Origin of the sequence: Massilia sp. HP4, from assembly GCF_005222695.1 — a bacterium.
Taxonomy (GTDB): Bacteria; Pseudomonadota; Gammaproteobacteria; order Burkholderiales; family Burkholderiaceae_D; genus Telluria.
On the sequence record NZ_STGG01000057.1, the window covers coordinates 166872 to 188982 of the forward strand.

Genomic DNA, 22111 nt, shown 5'->3' on the forward strand with positions numbered 1-22111 from the left:
TTAGTGGGCGTCCTTGCCGATGTTGGTTGATCCGGTGAGGTGCTGGACCACGCGCTCCATTTTCATGAAACGGGATCCCTTCACCAGCACAGTCGCCTTAAGATTGGTCATCGATGCGTTGCCGCCCAGCTTTTCATCCAGTGCTGCCAATAATTCGTCGAACTGCTCGTAATGCCGTGCCCCCGACGCAGCCAGGTGGCGCGCCAGCTCGCCCGTCGCGAGCACGGTCTCGATGCCACGCGACACTGCGTAGGCACCGATTTCTTCGTGAAACTCTTTTCCCTGCGCGCCGACTTCGCCCATATCGCCCACGACCAGGATGCGCGGCGCCGGATAGGCCGCCAGCACGTCGATCGCAGCCCGCATCGAATCGGGATTCGCGTTATAGGTGTCGTCGATGACGGTCGCGCCGTTCGCGGCCTGCTTGCGCTGCAGGCGCCCGCCGACCGGGGCAAAGCTCTCCAGGCCGCGCACGATGGCGGCCGGCTCGATACCGGCGCCGAGCGCGCAGGCGACTGCGGCCAGCGCATTGCGCACATTGTGTTCGCCGGCCGCGGCTAGCTTGATGTTGAATTGCGCGCCGGGCGTGGTGACTTGCAGATCGCTGCCGAAATCGCCGATGGCGTAGGTGGCGCGCACGTCGCAGGCATCCGACAAGCCGAAGGTCAAGACCTCGCACTTGGAGAGGCCGCGCCACAGGTCGGTATAAGTATCGTCGCCCGGGAACACGGCCACGCCGTCTGCCGCCAGCGCCTGCAGCACCGAACCGTTCTCGCGCGCCACCGCTTCCACGGTGTGCATGAATTCCTGGTGCTCGCGCTGGGCGTTGTTGACCATGCCGACGGTCGGCGTCGCGATCGCCGCCAGGCGGCCGATCTCGCCCGGATGGTTCATGCCCAGCTCCACCACCGCCGCGCGGTGCGAGGCATCCAGGCGGAACAAGGTCAGCGGCACGCCGATCTCGTTATTCAGGTTGCCCTGGGTCGCGAGACGCGCGTCTTCTCCAACGGACGCCGCCAGGATCGCCGCAATCATTTCCTTGACCGTCGTCTTGCCATTGCTGCCGGTGACACCGATGACGGGAATCGCGAACTGCGCACGCCAGGCGTGGGCGATACGGCCCAGCGCCACCAGCGTGTCCGGCACCACGATGGCCGGCAAGGTCCAGCCATCGGGCAGGCGCGAGACCACGACCGCGGCAACATTGCGTGCGACGACCTGGTCGAGGAAATCATGGGCATCGAAGGTCTCGCCCACCAGCGCGACGAACAGCGCGCCGGCGTCGACCTTGCGACTGTCGGTCGACACTCCCTCGAAGGACGCATCGAGCCCGACCAGGCGCGCGCCCGGAATTGCCTTGACCAGTTGTTGGAGCGTCCCGCGCATCAATGCGTCCTCAACATGGTAAGCCGCGCCGTCAGTGCCAGCGAGGCGTGGTCGGCGTCCGAGAACGGCATCTTGCGGCCCTTGATTTCCTGGTAAGGCTCATGGCCCTTCCCCGCCAGCAGGATCACGTCCTGTTTGGCGGCCTGTTTCACCGCCAGCAGGATGGCGGCCGCGCGGTCTTCGACCGTTTGCACGCGCGAGGCAAGCGACGTGTCCATCCCGGCCACGATCTGGGCGATGATGCTTGCGGGTTCCTCGCTGCGCGGGTTGTCGCTGGTGACCAGCACCTGGTCGGCGGCTTGCGCGATGCGGCCCATCTGCGGGCGCTTGCCCGGATCGCGGTCGCCGCCGCAGCCGAACACGCACCACAGCTGGCCGCCGCGGTCGGTCACCACCTGGCGCAGCGCTTCCAGCGTTTTTTCCAGCGCGTCCGGCGTGTGCGCGTAGTCGATCACGACCATCGGCGCATCCGACCCGCCCATCTGCTGCATGCGGCCCGGCGCCGGAACCAGGGTCTCGATCGCATCGACCGCCGCCTTCAAGGCAACACCCTTGGCCAGCAAGGCGCCCAGCACCGCCAGCGTATTGCTGACGTTGTAGTTGCCCACCAGCTGGGTGCGCACCGTCGCATTGCCGGCCGGGGTCTCCACCTGGAATTCGGTGCCCGCGTTCTTGCTGCGCATGCCGCCTGCGCGCAGCACGGCCACGCCCTCGGGCGCCGCAGCGGCGGCGATCGTGTAGCCGGTGGCGGCCAGCGCAGGGAAGTTGGCGCGTAAATGCGCCACCAGGCGCTGCCCGGCCGGGTCGTCCAGGTTCACGACGGCGTGCTTCAGGCCATCCCACTCGAACAATTTGACCTTGGCCGCCTCGTAGCTTTCCATGTCGCCGTGGAAGTCGAGATGGTCGCGCGTCAGGTTGGTGAAGAGCGCGACGTCGACATGCATGCCGGCCGTGCGTTCCTGCACCAGGCCGATCGACGAGGCCTCGATCGCCAGCGCGGTGGCGCCTTTGTTTTTCAGCTCAACCAGGGTCTGGGCCAGCAGCACGGCATCCGGCGTGGTGTAGCCGGTAACGTCGAACTGCGGCTCGCTGGCAGTCTTGCCCTTGATGAGTCCCACACCCAGCGTGCCGATCACGGCGGCCGCTTCGCCCAGGCGCGCCAGCGCCTGCGCGGTCCACAGCGCGCACGAAGTCTTGCCGTTGGTGCCGGTGACGGCCACGGTGAACATGGCGCTGTCCGGATAATCGAGCACCGCATGCGCGATCGGGCCGGCGTTCTGCTTCAGGTCGGACACGGCCAGGTGCGGCACGGTGAATCCGGCATCCCAGCTGAAACCGGCGGCTTCATGGACCACGGCGGCGGCGCCGGCCTCGATGGCGGCCTCGATGAAACGACGACCGTCAGCGGCCTCGCCCGGATAGGCGAAGAACACGTCGCCGGGCTTGACGCGGCGCGAGTCGGAAACGAGACGGCCGCCTGGGGCGGCGGCGCGAATCCATTGACAGATATCGTGCAGGCTCGGGGCCATCACATGCTCTCCTCTAGGGGAACTTCCGGAATGATGATGTCCGTGATCGATGAGTCGGGCGGCACGTTGGCGGCCCGCAACGCATTGGAAAACAGGTCGGCGGCGGTCGGGGCGGCAACGTAGCCGCCGGTGCGCAAGGCGCCGCTCGGATCGTCGACCATCACCGCGATGATGAAGCGCGGCTTGGACATCGGCGCGATGCCGGCGAAGTAGCCGATATTGTTGGTGCGCGAGTAGCGGCCGTTGACGATCTTCTCGGCGGTGCCGGTCTTGCCGCCGACTCGGTAGCCGGCCACTTGCGCGCGCGAGGCGGTGCCACCCGGGCCCACCACCGATTCGAGCATGGTGCGCACCTGGGCCGCGGTCTTGGGCGAGATCACCTGCTGGCCGACCGGCTGTTCATCGACCTTCACGAACGACAGCGGAATGATGTCGCCGTTGCGGGCGAAGATCATATAGGAGCGCGCCATCTGCAGCAGCGACACCGACAAGCCGTGGCCGAAGGCCATATTGGCGTATTCGACCGGCTTCCAGGTCTTGTAGGGACGCACGCGGCCGGCGGCGGCGCCGGGGAAGCCGAAGCGCGGCGCCTGGCCGTAGCCGACCTTGGTATACAGCTCCCACATTTCCTGCTGCGGGATCATCTGGGCGATCTTGACCACGCCCAGATTCGACGACTTCTGGATGATTCCGCTGACGGTCTGCACGCCGTAGTTGTGGAAGTCGCGAATGCGGCGGCCGGTCACCATCATATAGCCCGGATTATTGTCGAACACGGTGTCGGGCGTGACGCGGCCGGTCTCCAGGCCGAGCGCCACGGTCAGCGGCTTGATCGTCGAACCCGGCTCGAAGGTGTCGGTGATGACGCGGTTGCGCAGCTGCTCGCCGGTCAGCTTGGAGCGGTCGTTCGGGTTGTAGGTCGGGTAGTTGGCAAGCGCCAGCACCTCGCCCGTCTGCACGTCGAGCACCACCGCCGCGCCAGCCTTGGCATTGAACTTCTCGACCGCGTTCTTGATGCTGGTGAAGGCGATGTACTGCAGCTTGCTGTCGACCGACAGGGTCAGGTCGCGGCCCTGGTGCGGTTCGCGGAACATGCCCAGGTCTTCGGCGATATGGCCCAGGCGGTCCTTGATCACGCGGCGGCTGCCCGCCACGCCCATCAGGGTCTTCTGGTGCTGCAGCTCCATCCCTTCCTGGCCCTTGTCCTCGACGTTGGTGAAGCCCACCACGTGGGTCATCACTTCGCCCTGCGGGTAGAAGCGCTTGTATTCCTTGCGCGTGTCGATGCCGTCGATCTTGAGCTTGAGGATCTGGTCGACGATCGGCATCTCGACCTGGCGCTTGAGGTAGACGAAGCTGCGGTCGGAATCGAGCTTCTTGCGCAGCTCGGATTCGGGCATCTCCAGCAGGCCGGCCAGCGCGCGCAGCTTCTCGGGCGGCGCCTGCAGCACGTCTTCGGGGATGCCCCAGATCGCGCGCACCGGCAGCGAAGTGGCCAGCACGGCGCCGTTGCGGTCCAGGATGCGGCCGCGCGTGGCCGGCAGCTCGAGCGTGCGCTCGTAGCGGCTCTTGCCCTGCTTTTGCAGGAACTGGTTCGACACGCCCTGCAGCCAGATCGCGCGCAGGCCCAGCGCGGCGAAGGCCGCGAACAGGACGAACAGCACCAGGCGCGAACGCCAGTCGGGCAGGCGCACCGCCAGCACCGGGCTTTTCGAGAAAGCCACGCCTTTCGACGCGGCGACCCGCGCATTGCTGCGCAGGTTGCTGTGCTTCGCGGCGCCGCGCGTCATGGGGCGCCCTCGGTCAGGTATTGCGTACGGGCCGGGCTCAGCGGCGCCATCTCGAGCTGGGCGCGGGAGATCTGCTCGATGCGCTCGTTCTTGGACAGGCGCGACTGGTCGAGCTGGAGCTGGTCCCAGTCGATGTCGAGCTGGCGCGCGTGCTGCTGCAGCCGCTCGGACTCGATCAGCAGGTGGCGCGCCTGGTAGCGGGCGTTGACGACCGATAGCGCGCACCCCACCAGCAAGGCGGTGAGCAGGACGTTCAGCTTGACGCTCACGCAGGCGCCCCCAGGCGTTCGGCCACGCGCAGCACCGCCGAGCGGGCGCGCGGGTTCTCCTGCACTTCAGCCTGGCTCGGCTTGATCTTGTCGATCAGCTTCATCAGGGGCTGCGGCAGGTCGACCGCGCGGATCGGCAGGCGCCGGTCCGGCTGCTCGACCTTGGCCTTGGAGGCGAGGAATTGCTTGACCATGCGGTCTTCGAGCGAGTGGAAGGAAATCACCGAGATGCGCGCGCCCGGCGCCAGCATGCCGTAGGCGGCCGTCAACCCTGCCTCGAGGTCCTCAAGCTCTTTATTGATGAAAATCCGGACAGCCTGAAAGGTCCTGGTTGCCGGATCCTTGCCTTTTTCCCAGCCCTTGACCGCGCCTGCCACGATTGCGGCAAACTGTCGTGTGCTTGAAATTGGTTCGACTGCGCGGCGAGCAACAATCGCCTTTGCAATCTGAAAAGCATACCGCTCTTCTCCATAATCGCGTATCACCTTTTCCAATTGAGGTTGCTCCGCGGTCGCGATCCACTCGGCCGCCGACATGCCGCGCGTGGTGTCCATGCGCATATCGAGGGGGCCATCGTTGCGGAAGCTGAAACCGCGGCTGGCGTCGTCCACCTGGGGCGACGAGATACCCAGGTCGAGCAGGATGCCGTCGACCTGGCCGATGCCGCGCGCGGCCAGCGCGTCGTGCATCGTTGCAAAGCTGTCGTGGACGATCGCGAAGCGCGGATCGTCGATCTGTTCTGCGGTAGCGATGGCTTGCGGGTCCTTGTCGAACGCGAACAGGCGCCCTTGCGGGCCCAGGCGCGACAACAGCAGGCGGCTATGGCCGCCCCGGCCGAACGTACCATCTATATAGATGCCCGAAGCACGCGCGCCCTCGAGGTTGAGCGCGTCGACCGCTTCGTCAAGCAGCACCGTTCGATGCTGGAATGCAGGCACCGTCATTGAATCCGTCATCGGCGCCTCAGAATGAGAAGTTGGAAAGAACATCGGGCATGCCACCGGCGACGGCCTGGGCCTCGTCTTCGGCCAGCTTGGCGGCATTCCAGATTTCGAAGTGGGTGACCATGCCGATCATCATCACTTCCTTGTCGAGCCCGACCGCGGCGCGCAGTTCGGGCGAGATCAGCACGCGGCCGGCGCTGTCGAGCTCGACATCGACGGCGTTGCCGAGGAAAATGCGCTGCCACGCGCGGGCCGACATGGGCCAGGTCGCGATTTGCTTGCGGTGTTCTTCCCATACCGGGCGCGGGAAGAACAGGAGGCAGCCATGGGGATGCTTGGTCAGGGTCATGCGGCCCTCGCACTGAAGCGTAAGGGCGTCACGGTGCTTGGCCGGAATGGACATTCGGCCTTTTGCATCGAGATTGATCGCGGACGCGCCCTGGAACACGTATTTACCTAGCTTTGGAGAGTTGTCTGTCGTAGTTTGTCGGACGCCGGGAGCCGAGGGGTTGCCCCACAACCCTCCCACAAATCGACACTTTTTCACACCGTTTCCCACTTTAGTGGAAGCAATGTTGACGGTCAAGCGAATTCACGATTGACGAATTCGACTTTTTCCAATGAAACCAAGGACTTAGATGCACTCCCAGCGCACCCTGCTCAACAAAATGTCCCGTAGAATTAGGGACTTAGCTGAGGGAGTGAAGGAAAGGCCTGAGTTGTAATGACGATGTTTACGTTTGAGCAATGTCAATGGAAAGAAAAATATTGACGTAAAGAAACAACTATTGGGCACCGCGGACAACTGTATAGGCATCCAGCTCATTGGGGAACGCAGTATTCGCCCGCCGATTCCCATCGTCGTATCCGCGACTGGCGCCATCCGGCCAGATGCTTACAACTGTGGCGTACCATGCACTACTTCCAGTTAACTATTTTGACTTTAGGAAACTAAAATCGTAATATCGGAAAATATGAACAAGCTATCCGACCTGCAGCCTGCGCCAGCCTACAACGCCGCGGACTATTGCTCGACCAAGGAGGCCGCGGCCGTCCTGGGCGTTTCGCACCGCACGGTGCAGCTGTGGGTCGAGAACGGCACGCTGCAAGCCTGGCGCACCGCCGGCGGCCATCGCCGCATCACCGTGGAGTCGGTCAATCGCCTGGTCGATGGGCGGCGCCTCGCGATCGCCGGCCATCCTGCGGCAGCCCCGGCCGCGCCGGCGCCGAGCGGACGGCGGGTGCTGGTGGTCGACGACGATCCCCTGATGCTGCGCCTGTACGAGCTCGAGATGGAGAACTGGGGCCTGGACCTCGACCTGGTCAAGGCCAACAACGGCTTCGAAGCCCTGATCCGCATCGGCGAGCAGCGCCCCGACCTGCTGGTGAGCGACCTGAGCATGCCCGGCATGGACGGTTTCCGCATGATCCGCACCCTGCGCGAAGACAGCGGCACTGCCGGCATGCAGATGATCGTGGTCAGCGGCCTGGACCGTGCGACGATCAAGGCCATGGGCTTGCCTTCCGATATTCCGGTCTTCCCCAAGCCGGTGCCATTCGGAGAACTGCGCGAGGCCGTGGCGAACGGCCTGGTGCGCAACTAAGAACCTACCGGGACAGGTTCCAAGCTGCTATGCTGACTACCCGGTGCAGCACGCGCCGGGCCTACCGGAGAGCCGCCATGTCCGCGTTTCCCTTGACCCAGCAAAGCCTGCCCTCCTCCGCGCACGGCCTCGACCATGACTAAGACCATCCTCGTGGTCGACGACCAGGACGAACTGCGCCTGCTCATCTCGCTCAGCCTGCAGTCGCTGGGACGCATCGTCGAGGCGGCCAATGCCGAACAGGCGCTGGCCCGCTTTGCCGAAGCACGTCCCGACCTGGTGATGCTCGACATCTGGCTCGGCCCCGGCCCCAGCGGCCTCGATGTTTGCGCCGAGCTCAGGCGCGATCCGCGCAATGCCGGGACCCGGATCGTCCTGCTGTCGGCTTGCGGCCAGCAAAGCGATATCGCGGCCGGCATGGCGGCCGGCGCCGACCTCTACCTGGTCAAGCCCTTCAGCCCCACGGAATTGCTCGCTGCGGTGAGCGACCTGGTCGCCTGAATCGGGCCGAACTACGTTGACATTAAGAAACAAATATTTCCTTTAGAGTAATTTCTCTAATTTCGTCCCAATTCCGCAAAAATGAACTATTTACTAGTTCCAAGACAACGAATCGGCACGCCCGATGTCGATGTCGACCGCCCTCGCCGCCGGGCAGCCTGGTAATCCCGCGAAACCCGAAATCGCCTCACCGGCCAAGGCCGGCCTGGCCGGGGAGCGTCGCGCGCGAGCCGCCGGCAAAGCCGCTATGATGAACTTCATCGCATATTTACCGGCTAATTTTCGGCTTCCTTCATCATGTTGCGCGCATCCCGTCTTCTCGCGGCCAGCCTGGCCGCCGCTACCCTGGCCCTGCCGGCCGTGGCAGACGCGCGCATCGCATCGGCCAGCTTCGAGGCCCGCCTCGAAATCGTGGCGACCTGCTCGGTGAGTGTCGCCCGCACCGTCGACGTCGCCTGCGCCAGCCCGAATACCCCATTCCTGCTCGACGCCGGCAATGCGCCATCGCAACGCACCGTGTCGGCCGACGCACGGCAAGTGACCGTCTACTTCTAAGACGTTTTAATTATTTGCATATCAGTTTTTCTTCGTAGGCGGCTTCCCAGCCGCCCTCGATAATGGCTGAGTGAATCATTCCGCCCATTCCACCGCCTGCCCCGACAATGCCGACCGCCTCGTGCACTGGCTGATCGACAGCGTGCAACTGGAAGCCACGGTATTCCACCTGGGCCAATACTGCGGCCGCTGGCAGGCGTCCACCGCCGGCCGCGGCCTGGGCAGCTTCCACCTGGTCCTGCATGGTGAATGCTACCTGCACGTCGAAGGCCGCGCAGCGGTGCGCCTGCGCGCACGCGACGGCGTATTCATGCTGCGCGACACGCCGCACTTCCTGAGCCCGGACGCCGACCCGGCCACCGCCCGTCCCGGCGTGCCGATGCAGCAGCTGGGCCCGGCGGCGCCGGACGCCACGGCGCTGGCCTGCGGCTTCTTTCACTTTCGCAGCGCGCTCAGCACGCTGATCGCCGATTCCTTCCCCGACAGCCTGGTGCTACGCGCCGACGATCCATCGCTGCAAGCGCTGAATGCGCTGTTCGAACTGATCCTGCTCGAACCGGCGCGCGATCCGGAAACGCCGTCGCCGCTGGTGGCGCGCCTGGCCGAGCTGATGTTCTTCTATGCGATCCGCCATGTGGCGCGCCAGCAGGATATCGCCACGGGCCTGCTGGCCGTGGCCAGCCGCCCCGAATTCTCGCCGCTGCTCGACCGTATGATGCAGGAGCCGGGCCAGGACTGGTCGACCGAGAACATGGCGCGCGCGGCCCATATGTCGCGCTCGAGCTTCTATAAGCACTTCAGCGAGGCGAGCGGCCAGGCGCCGGCGCAGTTCCTGCTGCTGTTGCGCATGAAGATTGCCGCCCAGCGCCTGCACGGCGGCGAGACGGTCGAGCGCACCGCCGGCCACGTCGGCTACAACTCGTATGCCGCCTTCTCGCGCGCCTTCCACAAGGTGATGGGCGAACATCCGGGCACCTTCCGGCGCGGCCGCCACATCCACGTCAAGCCGCCAAGTACGGGGCCGGTGCGCGGCCCGATTCGGACGATCGAGCAGAAAACACGGACGGGTGTGTCCAAACGTGTTTTTCATTCGCCGCTAAAATGACGGACCCGACGCTTAAATTGTGAGAGAACCGCCATGTCCCGCCTGACCCTGCATACCCAAGAAACCGCGCCCGAAGGCAGCCGTCCATTCGTGGACAAGGCCGTCGCCAACAATGGCTTCCTGCCGAACCTGATCGGCGTGCTGGCCAATTCGCCGCAAGCGCTGCAGACCTATATGACGGTGTCCGGCATCAATGCCGAGACCAGCCTCACCCTGCCGGAGCGCGAAGTCGTGCAGATCACCGCCGCCCGCATCCACGGCTGCGACTTCTGCATCGCCGGCCATACCGCGATCGCGCTGAAGAAAGCCCAGCTGCCGGTCGAGACCGTGCGCGCCATGCAACAAGGCCAGGACACGGGCGACGCCAGGCTCGACGCCGTACGCGTGTTCTCCGAAGCCGTCATCGCCACCCGCGGCGCCGTACCCGACGACGCCCTGGCCGCCTTCAAGGCCGCCGGCTACAACGACCAGCAGGCACTCGAAGTCGTACTGGGCATCAGCCTGGCGACCCTGTGCAACTTCGCCAACACCCTGGCCGGCAGCGCGATCAACCCGCAGCTGCAACCCTTCGCCAGCGGAGCCATCTGATGTCGAACGGCGAACAAGCGACCCAGTTGCCGTCGCAGCTGCCGGCCGACCTGGCCGCATGGCTGCAGGCCAATGCGGATGAACTGGACAGCACGCCCGGGCTGGCGAGCGAGGTCGTGCCGCGCCTGGCCGGCGCCGGCCTGTTCGCCGTCGGCGTCCCGCAAGAACTCGGCGGCCGGGGCGGCACGACGCTCGACGCGATCGACGCCATCTCGGCGGTAGCCGAATATTCCGTCACCGCCGCCTTCGTGTTCTGGGGCCAGCGCACCTTCATCGAATACCTGCTGCAAAGCCCGAACGAGTCCATGCGCGCGCGCTGGATCGGTCCGCTCATGCGCGGCGAATTCGCCGGCGCCACCGGCCTGTCGAACGCGATGAAATTCCTGTCCGGGATCGAATCGCTGCAGATTACCGCCACCCCGAACGACCAGGGCTGGCAGCTGGACGGCGCGCTGGCCTGGATCACCAACCTGCGCAAGGAAGGCTTCATCGCCGCCGCCGCCGTCAATTCGGCGGGCGAGCTGCCACCAGCGGTGGTCGCCTTCATCAGCGACAGCGCCGGCGTCACCCGCAGCCCCGACCTCGAACTCATGGCCCTGCGCGGCAGCAATACCGCTGCCGTCAGGATCGACGGCGTGCAGATCGGCGAAGGCGAAGTGCTGCACCCGAACGCGCGCGCGTGGCTGCCGGGCGTGCGTCCATCGTTCCTGGGCCTGCAATGCGGCCTGTCGATCGGCCTGGCGCGCGCCAGCCTGCGCGCGGCCCACCAGCTGTCCACCGCCATGCGCGGCCCGCTGGTCGAGCGCATCGAAGCCCGGCAAGCCGCGCTCGAAGGCCAGGTCGCGGCGCTCAAGGCGGGCGTGCAGGACGGCAGCTTCAAGACCGCGGCCGCGCCGATGTTCAGGCTGCGCATCGCGCTGGCCGAAAGCGTCCAGCACGCCGTCATGCTCGAGCTGCAGGCGAGCGGCGGACGCGCCTACCTGGTCGACCGCGACCGCAGCTTCGCGCGCCGCTGGCGCGAATCGGCCTTCATCCCGATCGTCACCCCGAGCCTGACCCAGTTGCAGGTCGAACTCGCGAAGCACGCCGCGGCATGACGGCCTCGGTGACTGAAACCGGCACGGCCGCGCTGTCGGCATCGAAGCTGCGCATCGGCTATGGCGGCAAGACCGTGGTCGACGATATTTCGCTCACGGTCGACAGGCGCGAGATCGTGTGCCTGCTGGGCGGCAGCGGCTGCGGCAAGTCGACCCTGCTGCGCGGCCTGGCGGGCCTGAGCCCGGCCCAAGGCGGCAGCGTCGGCTTCCTGGGCGAGCCCTTGCTCGAACCGCATCCGCGCGCGGCGCTCGTATTCCAGCAACCGAGCCTGCTGCCCTGGCTGAGCGTCGAAGGCAATGTCGGCTTCGGCCTCGATTTCGCGCGCCAGCCTGCCATCGAGCGCGAGGCCCGCAAGCAGCGGGTGCTTGATGCGATCGAAGCGGTCGGCCTGGCGGCGCGCGCGCACGCCTATCCGGCCCAGCTGTCCGGCGGCCAGGCCCAGCGCGTGGCGCTGGCGCGCGCCCTGGCCCGCCAGCCCGAGCTATTGTTCGCCGACGAGCCGTTCTCGGCGCTGGACGCGATCACGCGCGCCGAGATGCAGACCCTGCTGGTCGACCTGGTGCACCGCTGGCATACTGCCGCCCTCCTGGTGACCCACGATATCGACGAAGCGATCCTGGTCGCCGACCGCATCTTGCTGATGGCAGGCCAGCCGGGACGCATCGTGCGCGAGTGGCAGGTCGACCTGCCGCGGCCGCGCCACGAGCACGCCGAGGGCGTGGTCGAACTGCGCCTGGACATCATCAAGGCGCTGCGCGCCGGCGCCTGAACAAGTTTCAAACAAAGCACCCACAACAAGGAAAACCCATGAGCAACCCGATCCACATCTGCGTTTCTTCCGACTGCGATTGCGGCATGACCCGGCGCGACTTCCTGCGCATGTCGGCGTTGACGGGCGCCGCGGCCGCCTCGCCGCTGCTGTTCGCGGGCGACGCGATGGCGCAGAACTTCAAGGGCGACGACCAGCCGGTAAAAATCGGCTACCTGCCGATCACCGACGCCGCGCCGCTGCTGGTGGCGCATGGCCGCAAGCTGTTCGAGCAGCAGGGCCTGAAGGTCGAGACTCCGCGCCTGTTCCGCAGCTGGGCCCAGATCATCGAGGCCTTCGTCGCCGGCCAGGTGAATGTGATCCACCTGCTGTCGCCGGCAACCCTGTGGGTGCGCTACGGCTCGAAATTCCCGGCCAAGGTGGTGGCCTGGAACCATATCAACGGCTCCGGCCTGACGGTGCAGAACGAGATCAACTCGGTGGCCGAGCTGGGCGGCAAGACGGTGGCGATCCCGTTCTGGTACTCGATCCACAACATCCTGCTGCAAAAACTGCTGACCGCGCACAAGCTGAACGTGGTGACCCGTTCGCGCGGCGCCGAGATCAAGGCCAATGAAGTCAACCTGGTGGTGCTGGCGCCGTCCGAGATGGTGTCGGCGCTGGCGACCAAGTCGATCGCCGGCTATATCGTGGCCGAGCCGTTCAATGCGGTGGCCGAGAATGCGAAGATCGGCAAGGTGCTGCGCTTCTCGGGCGACGTCTGGAAGAACCACGCCTGCTGCGTGACCTTCCTGGCCGAGCGCGACCTGAACGACAAGCCGGAATGGTCGCAGCGCGTGACCAACGCCATCGTCAACGCCCAGCTGTGGTCGCGTTCCAACCAGGTGGAGACGGCCAAGCTGCTCGCATCGACCGGGCCGAACAAGTACACCCCGCACAATCTGCAGGCGCTGACCAAGGTGCTGGCCACCACCGACTATTCGGACTACGAAAAGCGCCGCATCGTCGCCCACCCGGATTGGCGCCAGCGCCGCATCGACTTCCAGCCGTTCCCGTTCGCGTCGTACACCGAGGAACTGGTGAGCGCTATTCGAGCGACCAAGGTCGAGGGCGACACCAGCTTCCTGGCCAGGCTCGATCCGAAGTTCGTGGCGCGCGACCTGGTCGACGACCGCTTCGTGCGCAAATCGATCCAGGCCGTGGGCGGCCCAGCCAAGTTCGGCCTGCCGGCCAACCTGCTGCGCACCGAGACCATCGCGGTCTGATGATGCTGGGACGTTTCTTGTGGCCGGTCGCCGGCTTTGCGATCGCGCTGCTGCTGTGGTCCTGGGGGGTCAAGGGACTCGAAGAGACCACGCCGATCGCGGCGATGTTCGCGCCCGTGGAGACCTTCAAGGCTTTCCACGTCATGGTGCTGGGGCCGGACATCTGGATACACGTGGCCACCAGCCTGAAACGGGTGGCCGTGGGCCTGGGCTTCGCGATCCTGTTCGGCGTGCCGCTCGGGATCCTGGTCGGCATGTCGAAGGCCTTCAGCCAGGCCAGCACGCCGCTGTTCCAGCTGCTGCGCATGGTCTCGCCCCTGTCGTGGATGCCGCTGGCGGTGATGGTGCTGGGCGTCGGCGACGCGCCGGTGTACTTTTTGCTGGCGTTTGCCGCCGTGTGGCCGCTGATGCTGGCCACCGCCGCCGGCGTGGCCCAGCTCGACCCCAACTGGATGCTGCTGGCGCGCTCGCTGTCGGCCACCAGATGGGAAGTCATCTGGCGCCTGGTGCTACCCGGGATCACGGCGCAGATCCTGACCGGCGTACGCCTGGCGATTGGCATCATCTGGATCGTGCTGGTGCCGGCCGAGATGCTGGGCGTGTCCGCCGGCCTCGGTTACTTCATCCTCGATACGCGCGACCGCCTGGCGTATTCTGAACTGACGGCCGCCATCATCCTGATCGGCCTCCTGGGTTACGCGCTCGATTATGCGGCGCGCGTCGTGCACGCACGCTGGCTGCATTCGACGCCGGCGAATCCGTCCTAGAAAGTGAGCCGCACGGTGACCGTGTCGCGGTAGTCGCCCGGGGTTGGCGCCCGCTGGCGCGGCACCGTGCCGTGCATCATGATGCTCTGGGTGGCGCCGCTGCCGGCGCCGGTATACACCGTGGTGCCGCCGCTGCCGTCGCCCCAGGCCGGCCCGCCGGCGGTGGACGAGATACGGTAGCCCATGGTTTCGCCGGTGGCGCTATTTCTCATGGTGCGCGCCGCCGGGTTGCCCGAAGCGCCGCCGTTCATCGAGATCTGGTAGCTGGTGTTGGCAGTGCAGGTTACCGACAGCGGTGCGCTGGTGCGCCGCTCGGTCAGCGGGCTGCCGGTGCCGAACACCAGGTTGCTGGTGCCGATCAGGCAGTTGTTGGTGACCGTGGCGCGCGTCTGGAACGAGAACGCGACCGTGGTCCCGGTCGTGCACGGCTTGTCGGCGCCAAAGGCATATTGCAGCGTGCCGTGGCCGGCGAAGCTGGCCGTGTACAGCGTATTGACATTGCCGCTGGTGCCGACGCCGGCCAGGGCAGATGCTGGAATGCGGCCATAGATCGTCACGCTCTGGGTCACGCCACCCAGGCCCAGCAGGCCGATCAAGATGCCCGTGATCGGCTTGGCGCCGATGGTGCTGGTGTTGCTGCCCCATAGCCAGGCCGCCGTGTACGAGGGGCTGCCGTAGAGATTGAAGGCGAGGCTGCGACCGCCGTTGTTCATGTAGCGCGGGTCGCCCGTGCCACCGCCGCTGCCTGCCCCCAGGTTGACGCAGACGTTGGCGGCCGGCAGCAGCAACGGCGACTGGCCCAGGGTCCAGGTGCAATTCACGGTCAGGGTGCCGCGCGCCGTGTACTCGGTGCTGGCGAGGGGACTGATCACGCCGAAGTCGACATCGGTCATGGTGGCGGTGCAGGTGTTGGCGCGCGCGCCAGCCATGGTCAGCAGCAACAGGGCCAGCGCCGCCAGTAGCAGTCGCAGCGGCCGCAGCAGGCGCGCATGCATGGTGTTGGTATTCATCATCGTCATTTTCCTTGCACGGGCTGGCATGCCAGCGGTCCGATGGTCGGCAGTTCGCCGTCCACCTGCTTGTAGTCGAAACGCACCTCGCAGGCGTCCGGGCCGGCGCCGACCAGCACCCGGTTGTGCGCTTTCAATCCTTCCACGAACAGCACCCCATCGTAGCCGACCACGGCGCCGACCGCGCTGCCTTCCAGGCGCGCCGGGGTGCCCGGTTCCGGCGGCCGGCCGTCCGGCCCGACCAGCATCAGGGTCGCGGCCGTATAGCGCTCGATCTCGAAGCGCGCCACCACGCCGGCAAACTGGCGTGGCACCACGTCCTGGCTGGCGCCGGCGATCCGGGTGTCGGACGGGAGCGACGAGGGATCGATGGCGATCCGGTTGGCGGCATAGGGCTGCAGGTCAGGCACCAGCATGCGTCCCCCCTTGTCGGTGCGGCCGATCAGGCGGTTATCCTGCAGCACCGGCAAGTCCGGCACGCCCGCCGAGACCATCGCGAAGCCATTGCCGACCTGGCGCGCGCCCACCAGCGCGCCATCCATCGCCACCAGCGCGCCGCTGACGTCGATACTGGTGTTGCTGCTGCCGCCCACGCGCTGGGTCGCGACGCCCACCCTGCCGTGCGAGCCGAGGTACTGCACCTGGGCCTGCTGGTAGCGCTGGGCGCCGGTAGCGCCGGCCTGCAGCGCCCAGCCGAGGCCACCCTCGAAGTCGGGCGCGCGCCCGAGCGACGCCGAGGCCACCCGCTCGCCGCGCTGGCGGCCGGCATTGGCATTGAACGAGACGCGCGAGTCGAAGGCCATGCTGAAGGTGGCGCTGACGCCGCGCTCGGCGCTTCGCTTGAGGTCCTGGAAAACGCTCAGGCTGAAGTAGCCGCGGGTGCCGACGCTGCGCGACCAGGCCAGCGCCAGGTTGCGCGAGACGGTCGGCAACAGCGCGGTCGGAGGCACCGTGGCGCCGCTGCCGACGCCGCCGGGACCGAGGGGATCGGGACCCAGGCCGAGGCCGGACTCGGTAGGCAAGCGCAACTGGATCAAGCTCACGCTCAGGCTATTGCCGCGAAACGAGGTGCTGAGGGTAGCGCGGTCGGTGGCGCGCGTCACCGGCACGCCTTCGAGCACGCCGAGGTCGCCATAGTTCTTGCTGGCGCGTACCGACTGGACATCGAAGGCGAAGCGCGGCGACACGTACTGGTAGCCGAGGCTGGCCTGCATGCCGCGATGGCGGCCACCGCTGGCGGCCAGCGCGGCGCTGGCCACGCCGGCGCCGGGAATGCGTTTGAGCAGTCCGGCGCCGGCCAGCACCAGGCCACTGCCGGCCTCGGCATGTCCTTCCAGCGTCATGCTGTCGTTCCAGCCATGGCGCCAGGAGCCGACCGCGGCCGGGCCACCGTAGCGGAACGAGTGCACGCCGTAGTCGCGCCGCAGTGCGCCCACCGACAGCGCGAAGTCGTTCAGCCCGCGCGCCAGCAGGCGGGTGTCGACGTACAGCGGCAAGGTGGTGGCGACCTCGCGCCCGAGGGCGTCGCGGGTGACGACGGTCGCCTGGCCGGCGCCGTTCAGGCCAGCCACCTGGTCGACCACGAAGGGACCGGTCGGCACCTCGCCGGTAAACTGGCGCACCCCGTTGACATACAGGTCGACGCTGGTCGGCACCACCGCCGAGCCGGCGACCGAGGCCACCGGATAGGTCACCAGGTCGGGCCGCAATTCGAAGTTGCGGCGCCATTCGATGCCCCCCAGGCGCATGGCGCGGGTCCAGGACAGCGCCGGGGTGACGGTGTCGCCCACCTGCCAGGTCGAGAGATTGTCTTGCGACGAGCGCACCCAGCTGGTGTCGTAGCGGATATAGCCGCGTCCCTCGCCGCGCAGGATGGCGGCGCCGGTGCTGTTGAGGGTGCCGTGGCGGTCGAAATAGCGCAGGTCGAGCGCACCGGCCAGCGAGCGCCCGCTGCTCTGGCCGAACAGGTTGTAGTTGAGCAGCATGCCGCGGCTGGCCTGGGCCGGCGCACTGGCGCGCATCGCCCGCGCGCTGAGCACGCTCTGTTCGCGCAAGGCGTCGGAGAGGGTCAGCGCCAGCGTCTGGCGGGCCGCATCATAAGCCCAGCGCATGCCCGTGACCTCGTCGAGTGAGAAATCGGCGCGCCCGGCCACGCCGAAGCGCGCCGGGTCCAGGCCCAGCTCGCGCAGTGTCTCGACCGTCATGCGCAGGGTGGGGCCGGACTGGATCACGGACACGATCAGGCCGCTGGGACGGCCATCGATGCTGGCATCGAGGAAGAGTTCGACCGGCTGGGCGGCGGCGGCCGGCGCCGGCGGCGGCGCGGCCACTTGCGCCGTCGCGGCCGCGATCGGCGTCAGGCCGAGCGCCAGCACGCAGGACGAGCCGAGCGCCCGCCACGGCAGGCGGCGGGTCGAGTGCCGCACGGGACGTCAGTCCGGCGCGATGACCGCGCTGGCGGACTGCGGCCGGGTATTGACCATGGCGTCGATGGCCAGCGGCGCCGGCATGCCGGCAGCCACCTCGGGCGGCAACTGCCATTCGCGCGCGCGGCCCGGCAGCGCATAACCGAGCAGGCCCTTGGAAAGCACGACTTCGCGCTCGCCGATGCGCACGCTGGTGGCGCCGATCTGGGCATGCAGCGCGCCGCCGTTGTGGGCTCGCAGGTGCCAGTTGCCGCCACGCTGGAAGGTATTCCATTCGAGCTTCGGCGCGGCCTGGCTGTCGGCCGGCAGCACGAAGGCCGGCACCGAGTACTGCAGGCGGATCGCGACATTGCCCTGCTGGGCGTCGTCGCGCGGCAGTTCGTCGATCAGGATACGGTAGGTCTGCTCGGCGCCGCCCGCGGCCACCCCGCCCTGGGCGCCGGCGCGGCGCACCAGGCGCACGGTCTGGGTGCTGTTGGGAGCGATCTCGATCACCGGCGGGCTGGCGACCAGCTGGGTGGTCGGCGTGAGGACGTCGGCGCCGTCACGCTGGTCCCAGGCATACACGCGTACCTGGCCGTACAGGGGAGCATCGCCATTGTTCTGCAGCTGGATGCCGGCCGCGTTCTGGCCGGGCTGGAAGGCGATCGAGACCGGCGAAATCTGCAGGCTGGCGCCATGCGCCAGCGCACCGGTCAACAAGGCCGCCGCGAACGCGGCACCGCGAATACTCCGCATGCAGGCTCCGTCTTAGAAGTAAATGGAAGCAGTGATCTTCGATTTGTAGTTGTCCGGGGTCGGCGACTTCTGCACCGGGATCTCGCCATACACCGTCAGGGTCTGCTCGTTTCCGGTACCGGTGCCGGTCATCGTGTCGGTGCCCTGGGTATTGCCCCACAGGCCTGAACCGGCGTTACGGTAGAGATTGAGCTGAACCTTGTCGGTATTGGCGCCGCTACCCACCATGTAACGGGTGGTGCCGGTCGAGCCGGCGCCGTCGCCGGCGTCCAGGCCTACATTGTAAGGCGTCGTGTTGGTGCAAGTCACAGTCAGGTTCGATTGACCGGTCTTGGCGGCGGTGATCACGCCGGTCTGGCCGAAATCGATGCCGGTCGCGCTGATCTTGCAGTCTGCAACCACGCGCATGGTTACGTCGAAGGTCGCGGTCTGCGGGCTGGTGCTCTGGGCGCTGGCGAAAGGCATGACAACGGCCAGGACAGCAGCCATGACACGGGTCACTGAGCGGTTACGGTTCGAGGTCGACATCATGTTCATTTCTCCGGTCGGTCGAGGGCGCCATCACCATGATGCGCACAGAATTGCTCAACTCGGAAAATATGATACCTCGTTTCCGTACGGAATCAAATTGATTTCATCATATTTGCTGACTATTTCAGTTTTGCTGGTTTTATGCAACAGTGTGGTGAAATTGCTACAAGAATCCTCGATCGTCCGGCGTGGCCCAGGAACGGGCATGTTCGACTGCCCGTCCCCAGCGCGCCAGCAGTTCGGCGCGGCGCCCGGCGTCCATGCGCGGGGCATAACGGTGCTCCACCTGCCACTGCGCCTCGATCGCTGCGAGCGATTCCCAATAGCCGCAGGCCAGGCCAGCCAGATAGGCCGCGCCCAGGGCGGTGGTCTCGGTCACGCGCGGACGCACCACCTCCACGCCCAGCAGGTCGGCCTGGAACTGCATCAGCAAGTCGTTGCGCGCGGCGCCGCCGTCCGCGCGCAGCTCGGTGACGGCGCAGTCCGCATCTTTCTGCATCGCATTCAATAGCTCGGCGCTCTGGTAGGCAATGGCCTCGACCGCGGCGCGCGCGATATGGGCAGCAGTGGTGCCGCGGGTCATACCGAGGATGGTGCCGCGCGCATACGGATCCCAGTGCGGCGCACCGAGCCCGGTAAACGCCGGCACCAGCATCACGCCGCCGCTGTCCGGCACGCTGGTGGCGAGCGCCTCGACTTCGTGCGATTGGCGGATGATGCCGAGACCGTCGCGCAGCCACTGCACGGTGGCGCCGCCCATGAAGACGCTGCCTTCCAACAGGTAATCCGTGCGGCCGCCGACTGTCCAGCCGACCGTCGCCAACAGGCGGTTGCGCGAGACCGGCGCAGCATCGCCTGCGTGCATCAGCATGAAGCATCCGGTGCCATAGGTATTCTTGACCAGGCCCTTGCGGTGGCAGGCTTGCCCGAAGGTAGCCGCCTGCTGGTCGCCGGCGACGCCGGCAATCGGAATCGCATGCCCGAACCATTCCTCGGCCGCCAGTCCGACCATGCCGGCACTGGGAACGACCTCGGGCAGCAGCGCGCGCGGGATGTCGAACAGCGCCAGCAAGTCGTCGTCCCAGGCCAGGCTGTGGATGTTGAACAGCATCGTGCGCGCGGCATTGCTGGTGTCGGTGACGTGGCGGCCGCACAGGCGGTAGACCAGCCAGCTGTCGACGGTGCCGAAGGCCAGCTCGCCCTTGTCCGCACGGGCTCGCGCGCCGGGCACGTGCTCCAGCAGCCATTGCAGCTTGGTGGCCGAAAAATAGGCGTCGAGTTCGAGGCCGGAGCGTTCCTGGATCAAGGCCGCCCTGCCCGCCTCGCGCAAGCGGTCGCAGGCGCCGGCGGTGCGCCGGTCTTGCCACACGATGGCATTGGCCACCGGTTCGCCCGTCGCGCGGTCCCACACCAGCGTGGTCTCGCGCTGGTTGGCGATGCCGATCGCGGCGACCTGCGACGCCTTGACGCCGCTTTGCGCCAGCACCTCGCGCGCGCAGGCGAGCTGGCTGTGCCAGATGTCGAGCGGGTCATGCTCGACCCAGCCGGGCTGGGGAAAATATTGGGGGTACTCGCGCTGGCAGCTGGCGACCGGCAGGCCGGCGCGGTCGAACAGGATGGCGCGCGAGCTGGTCGTGCCCTGGTCGAGGGCGAGGATGTAGTGCGTCAATGGCGTCTCCGGGCCGGCACGGCCGGCGCGGCACGCCAGGGCAAAGCGGTCCGGGTCGACCGTCGACGATGCACGCGGATCGCGTGCATCAGAATTAAAAGTAAAGCAGGCCGATAGGCCGGATTCTGTGTAGCACCACCTTGCGGCGGCACATGGACAGCCATTCCTCTAGGCGCTGGATTACTCCAGCGCTCAAGCTTCCTACCCGCACGCTCCGCGAGCAACATCAACGCGTGCCTATTTGGAATTGCTCCAGGTGGAGGTTACCGCGTTTCACCGTAACTTAATACGCTCGTCTCTGTGGCCCTATTCCTCGCCTTATACCGCTGGCTTGCGCCAGGCGGCTTTCAGCGGACGGCCGTTAACCGTCACCCCGCTCTATGGAGTCCGGACCTTCCTCCCGTCCACGACCTTGCGGCGTGGACCAGCGACTGTCTGGCCTGCTTCACGGTCGTCATTGTACCCGATGCCGACCCCGCCCGGCGGCACAAAGCGGCATCGAGCTTGGCAAGCCCGGCGTCGGGGGCCTGAAAAAGAAGTGTGGTGTTGAACGTCGGAAAACCTTACAGAACGAAATTTGTATATCTATGCATATTAAATTTCCCAGTTGAAATCAACGATGTAGATAGAAATATTCCTCAGGCACAGTTGTTGCATACATGGATGGCTCCAACAACCAGGGAGAAACAATATGTTGCTGAAATCGTTTAGCAAGCTGCTCGTGGGTTTATCGTTCCTCGTTTCGGCCTCCGCCTTCGCCATACCAACCACCGTTACCGTCGACCTCGAAACCATTCCGAGTTACGGTGAACTCGGCGATTTCGATAATTTCGTCGGTTATATCGATGTGGGCGCCAATTCAACCATTACCAGTATCGGATTCGACGTCAACTTGACCGCCTTCGGTCCGAGCTGGCTGTCCGAACTGCGGGTGGCGATCGAGCGCAGCGACCTGCTGGCTGGGGTCCTGATGCCGGTGTCGGGCGTATCCGGTTCGGGCACCGGCAGTTTCAGCGGCTTCTACGACCTGGTGGCCCTGGGCTTCGACTTCCAGATCGGCGCCGACGGCCTGCTGCGCTTCGAATTCTACGAATCGTTCGACGATTTCTTCGGCGCCGACGGCATCTGGAACTTTGGCACCTTCTATATCGGCGTGGATACGGCCGAGGCGCCACCGACCGACGTGCCGGAACCGGCAAGCATCCTGCTGCTGGCTGCCGGCCTGGCGACCATGCGTTATGCCGGCCGTCGCCGCGCTGCCAAATGAACCGCGGATTGGCGGTGCGCTGAATCGGCAGCAGGTATTTGCAGCCGATCGCCTCGGCCATTATCCGCAAGCAGTCATCCTGGATAATGGCCGCAACCAATTCATTCGCCGCCCATATTCACATCGCACCGGCGGCGCCATTCATTTTTTTGACGTAAAGCAGCCGATCCTGCGCAATATGGAATAAGCCGGAATAAAACGATATTTTATCGCCGGCGATATTATGCGTATCGCGCGATCCACCTCGACCAGCCCGGCGCCGCGCCCGCCGGCGCCAGGCCATCCTCTGCCCTGCCCGTT

General features: G+C 66.3%; 22 protein-coding genes and 1 other RNA gene. 11 read left to right on the forward strand and 12 right to left on the reverse strand.

Translation table 11 applies throughout. From position 1 onward, the window contains the following. The 6 genes from murF to mraZ are packed head-to-tail and all read right to left on the reverse strand — an operon-like array spanning position 1 to position 6366. Positions 1 to 1386 carry a UDP-N-acetylmuramoyl-tripeptide--D-alanyl-D-alanine ligase gene (gene murF / locus E8M83_RS21510; protein ID WP_137175392.1) on the reverse strand — a complete coding sequence of 462 codons (1386 nt, stop codon included), beginning with the start codon at positions 1384 to 1386 and terminating at the stop codon, positions 1 to 3. Then, a complete protein-coding gene (locus E8M83_RS21515; RefSeq protein WP_137175540.1) occupies positions 1386 to 2915 on the reverse strand; it encodes a UDP-N-acetylmuramoyl-L-alanyl-D-glutamate--2,6-diaminopimelate ligase in 1530 nt (509 codons plus the stop codon). Before E8M83_RS21515 ends, murF begins: the two co-directional genes overlap by 1 nt. After that, complete coding sequence (locus E8M83_RS21520; protein WP_137175393.1) at positions 2915 to 4705, reverse strand: penicillin-binding protein 2; 1791 nt, start codon at positions 4703 to 4705, stop codon at positions 2915 to 2917. The genes E8M83_RS21515 and E8M83_RS21520 overlap by 1 nt, the downstream gene beginning before the upstream one ends. Continuing rightward, positions 4702 to 4974, reverse strand: coding sequence for a cell division protein FtsL (gene ftsL / locus E8M83_RS21525; protein WP_137175394.1), 273 nt, complete (start codon positions 4972 to 4974; stop codon positions 4702 to 4704). Before ftsL ends, E8M83_RS21520 begins: the two co-directional genes overlap by 4 nt. Further along, a complete protein-coding gene (gene rsmH, locus E8M83_RS21530) occupies positions 4971 to 5930 on the reverse strand; it encodes a 16S rRNA (cytosine(1402)-N(4))-methyltransferase RsmH (protein ID WP_137175395.1) in 960 nt (319 codons plus the stop codon). The genes ftsL and rsmH overlap by 4 nt, the downstream gene beginning before the upstream one ends. 7 nt (positions 5931 to 5937) lie before the next feature. Continuing rightward, a complete protein-coding gene (mraZ, locus tag E8M83_RS21535) occupies positions 5938 to 6366 on the reverse strand; it encodes a division/cell wall cluster transcriptional repressor MraZ (RefSeq protein WP_137175396.1) in 429 nt (142 codons plus the stop codon). A 526-nt stretch (positions 6367 to 6892) separates the two neighbouring features. Between mraZ and E8M83_RS21540 the strand changes: the two genes are divergently transcribed. From E8M83_RS21540 to E8M83_RS21580, 9 genes are all read left to right on the forward strand, one after another. Further along, complete coding sequence (locus E8M83_RS21540) at positions 6893 to 7522, forward strand: response regulator (protein ID WP_137175397.1); 630 nt, start codon at positions 6893 to 6895, stop codon at positions 7520 to 7522. A gap of 135 nt (positions 7523 to 7657) precedes the next feature. Beyond that, the gene (locus E8M83_RS21545) at positions 7658 to 8023 is read left to right on the forward strand and encodes a response regulator transcription factor (RefSeq protein WP_137175398.1); all 366 of its coding nucleotides are present in this window, start codon (positions 7658 to 7660) and stop codon (positions 8021 to 8023) included. Between the two features lie 297 nt (positions 8024 to 8320). Beyond that, positions 8321 to 8578 (forward strand): hypothetical protein, encoded by a 258-nt coding sequence (locus tag E8M83_RS21550; RefSeq protein ID WP_137175399.1) that lies wholly within the window; start codon positions 8321 to 8323, stop codon positions 8576 to 8578. A gap of 70 nt (positions 8579 to 8648) precedes the next feature. Further along, entirely contained in the window at positions 8649 to 9683 is a 1035-nt protein-coding gene (locus E8M83_RS21555; RefSeq protein WP_137175400.1) for an AraC family transcriptional regulator, read from the forward strand. Between the two features lie 33 nt (positions 9684 to 9716). Then, entirely contained in the window at positions 9717 to 10271 is a 555-nt protein-coding gene (locus E8M83_RS21560; protein ID WP_137175401.1) for a carboxymuconolactone decarboxylase family protein, read from the forward strand. Continuing rightward, on the forward strand, positions 10271 to 11368 hold the full coding sequence (locus E8M83_RS21565) for an acyl-CoA dehydrogenase family protein (RefSeq protein WP_137175402.1): 1098 nt from the start codon (positions 10271 to 10273) through the stop codon (positions 11366 to 11368). Before E8M83_RS21560 ends, E8M83_RS21565 begins: the two co-directional genes overlap by 1 nt. Beyond that, complete coding sequence (locus E8M83_RS21570; protein ID WP_137175403.1) at positions 11365 to 12138, forward strand: ABC transporter ATP-binding protein; 774 nt, start codon at positions 11365 to 11367, stop codon at positions 12136 to 12138. Before E8M83_RS21565 ends, E8M83_RS21570 begins: the two co-directional genes overlap by 4 nt. A 38-nt stretch (positions 12139 to 12176) precedes the next feature. Next, complete coding sequence (locus tag E8M83_RS21575) at positions 12177 to 13403, forward strand: ABC transporter substrate-binding protein (protein WP_137175404.1); 1227 nt, start codon at positions 12177 to 12179, stop codon at positions 13401 to 13403. A 2-nt stretch (positions 13404 to 13405) separates the two neighbouring features. Beyond that, on the forward strand, positions 13406 to 14170 hold the full coding sequence (locus tag E8M83_RS21580; RefSeq protein ID WP_170976889.1) for an ABC transporter permease: 765 nt from the start codon (positions 13406 to 13408) through the stop codon (positions 14168 to 14170). On the opposite strand, the gene E8M83_RS21585 is transcribed toward E8M83_RS21580, so the two are convergent. From E8M83_RS21585 to rnpB, 6 genes are all read right to left on the reverse strand, one after another. Then, positions 14167 to 15183, reverse strand: coding sequence for a spore coat U domain-containing protein (locus E8M83_RS21585; RefSeq protein ID WP_170976883.1), 1017 nt, complete (start codon positions 15181 to 15183; stop codon positions 14167 to 14169). The two genes, E8M83_RS21580 and E8M83_RS21585, sit on opposite strands and share 4 nt — an antisense overlap. A gap of 2 nt (positions 15184 to 15185) precedes the next feature. Next, positions 15186 to 17606, reverse strand: a complete 2421-nt coding sequence (locus E8M83_RS21590) for a fimbria/pilus outer membrane usher protein (protein WP_137175406.1) — start codon at positions 17604 to 17606, stop codon at positions 15186 to 15188. A 6-nt stretch (positions 17607 to 17612) separates the two neighbouring features. Beyond that, positions 17613 to 18344: a molecular chaperone gene (locus tag E8M83_RS21595; protein WP_137175407.1), complete on the reverse strand. Its 732-nt coding sequence runs from the start codon at positions 18342 to 18344 to the stop codon at positions 17613 to 17615. Between the two features lie 12 nt (positions 18345 to 18356). Then, positions 18357 to 18881 carry a spore coat U domain-containing protein gene (locus tag E8M83_RS21600; protein WP_229491742.1) on the reverse strand — a complete coding sequence of 175 codons (525 nt, stop codon included), beginning with the start codon at positions 18879 to 18881 and terminating at the stop codon, positions 18357 to 18359. A gap of 157 nt (positions 18882 to 19038) precedes the next feature. Continuing rightward, positions 19039 to 20544: a glycerol kinase GlpK gene (glpK, locus tag E8M83_RS21605; RefSeq protein WP_137175408.1), complete on the reverse strand. Its 1506-nt coding sequence runs from the start codon at positions 20542 to 20544 to the stop codon at positions 19039 to 19041. 98 nt (positions 20545 to 20642) lie between these two features. Then, positions 20643 to 20991, reverse strand: an RNA gene (gene rnpB, locus E8M83_RS21610) — RNase P RNA component class A. Positions 20992 to 21235: 244 nt separating this feature from the next. Between rnpB and E8M83_RS21615 the strand changes: the two genes are divergently transcribed. Next, positions 21236 to 21811 (forward strand): PEP-CTERM sorting domain-containing protein, encoded by a 576-nt coding sequence (locus E8M83_RS21615; protein ID WP_137175409.1) that lies wholly within the window; start codon positions 21236 to 21238, stop codon positions 21809 to 21811. Next, on the forward strand, positions 21783 to 21998 hold the full coding sequence (locus E8M83_RS21620) for a hypothetical protein (RefSeq protein WP_137175410.1): 216 nt from the start codon (positions 21783 to 21785) through the stop codon (positions 21996 to 21998). The genes E8M83_RS21615 and E8M83_RS21620 overlap by 29 nt, the downstream gene beginning before the upstream one ends. The last annotated feature ends 113 nt before the right edge of the window (positions 21999 to 22111 follow it).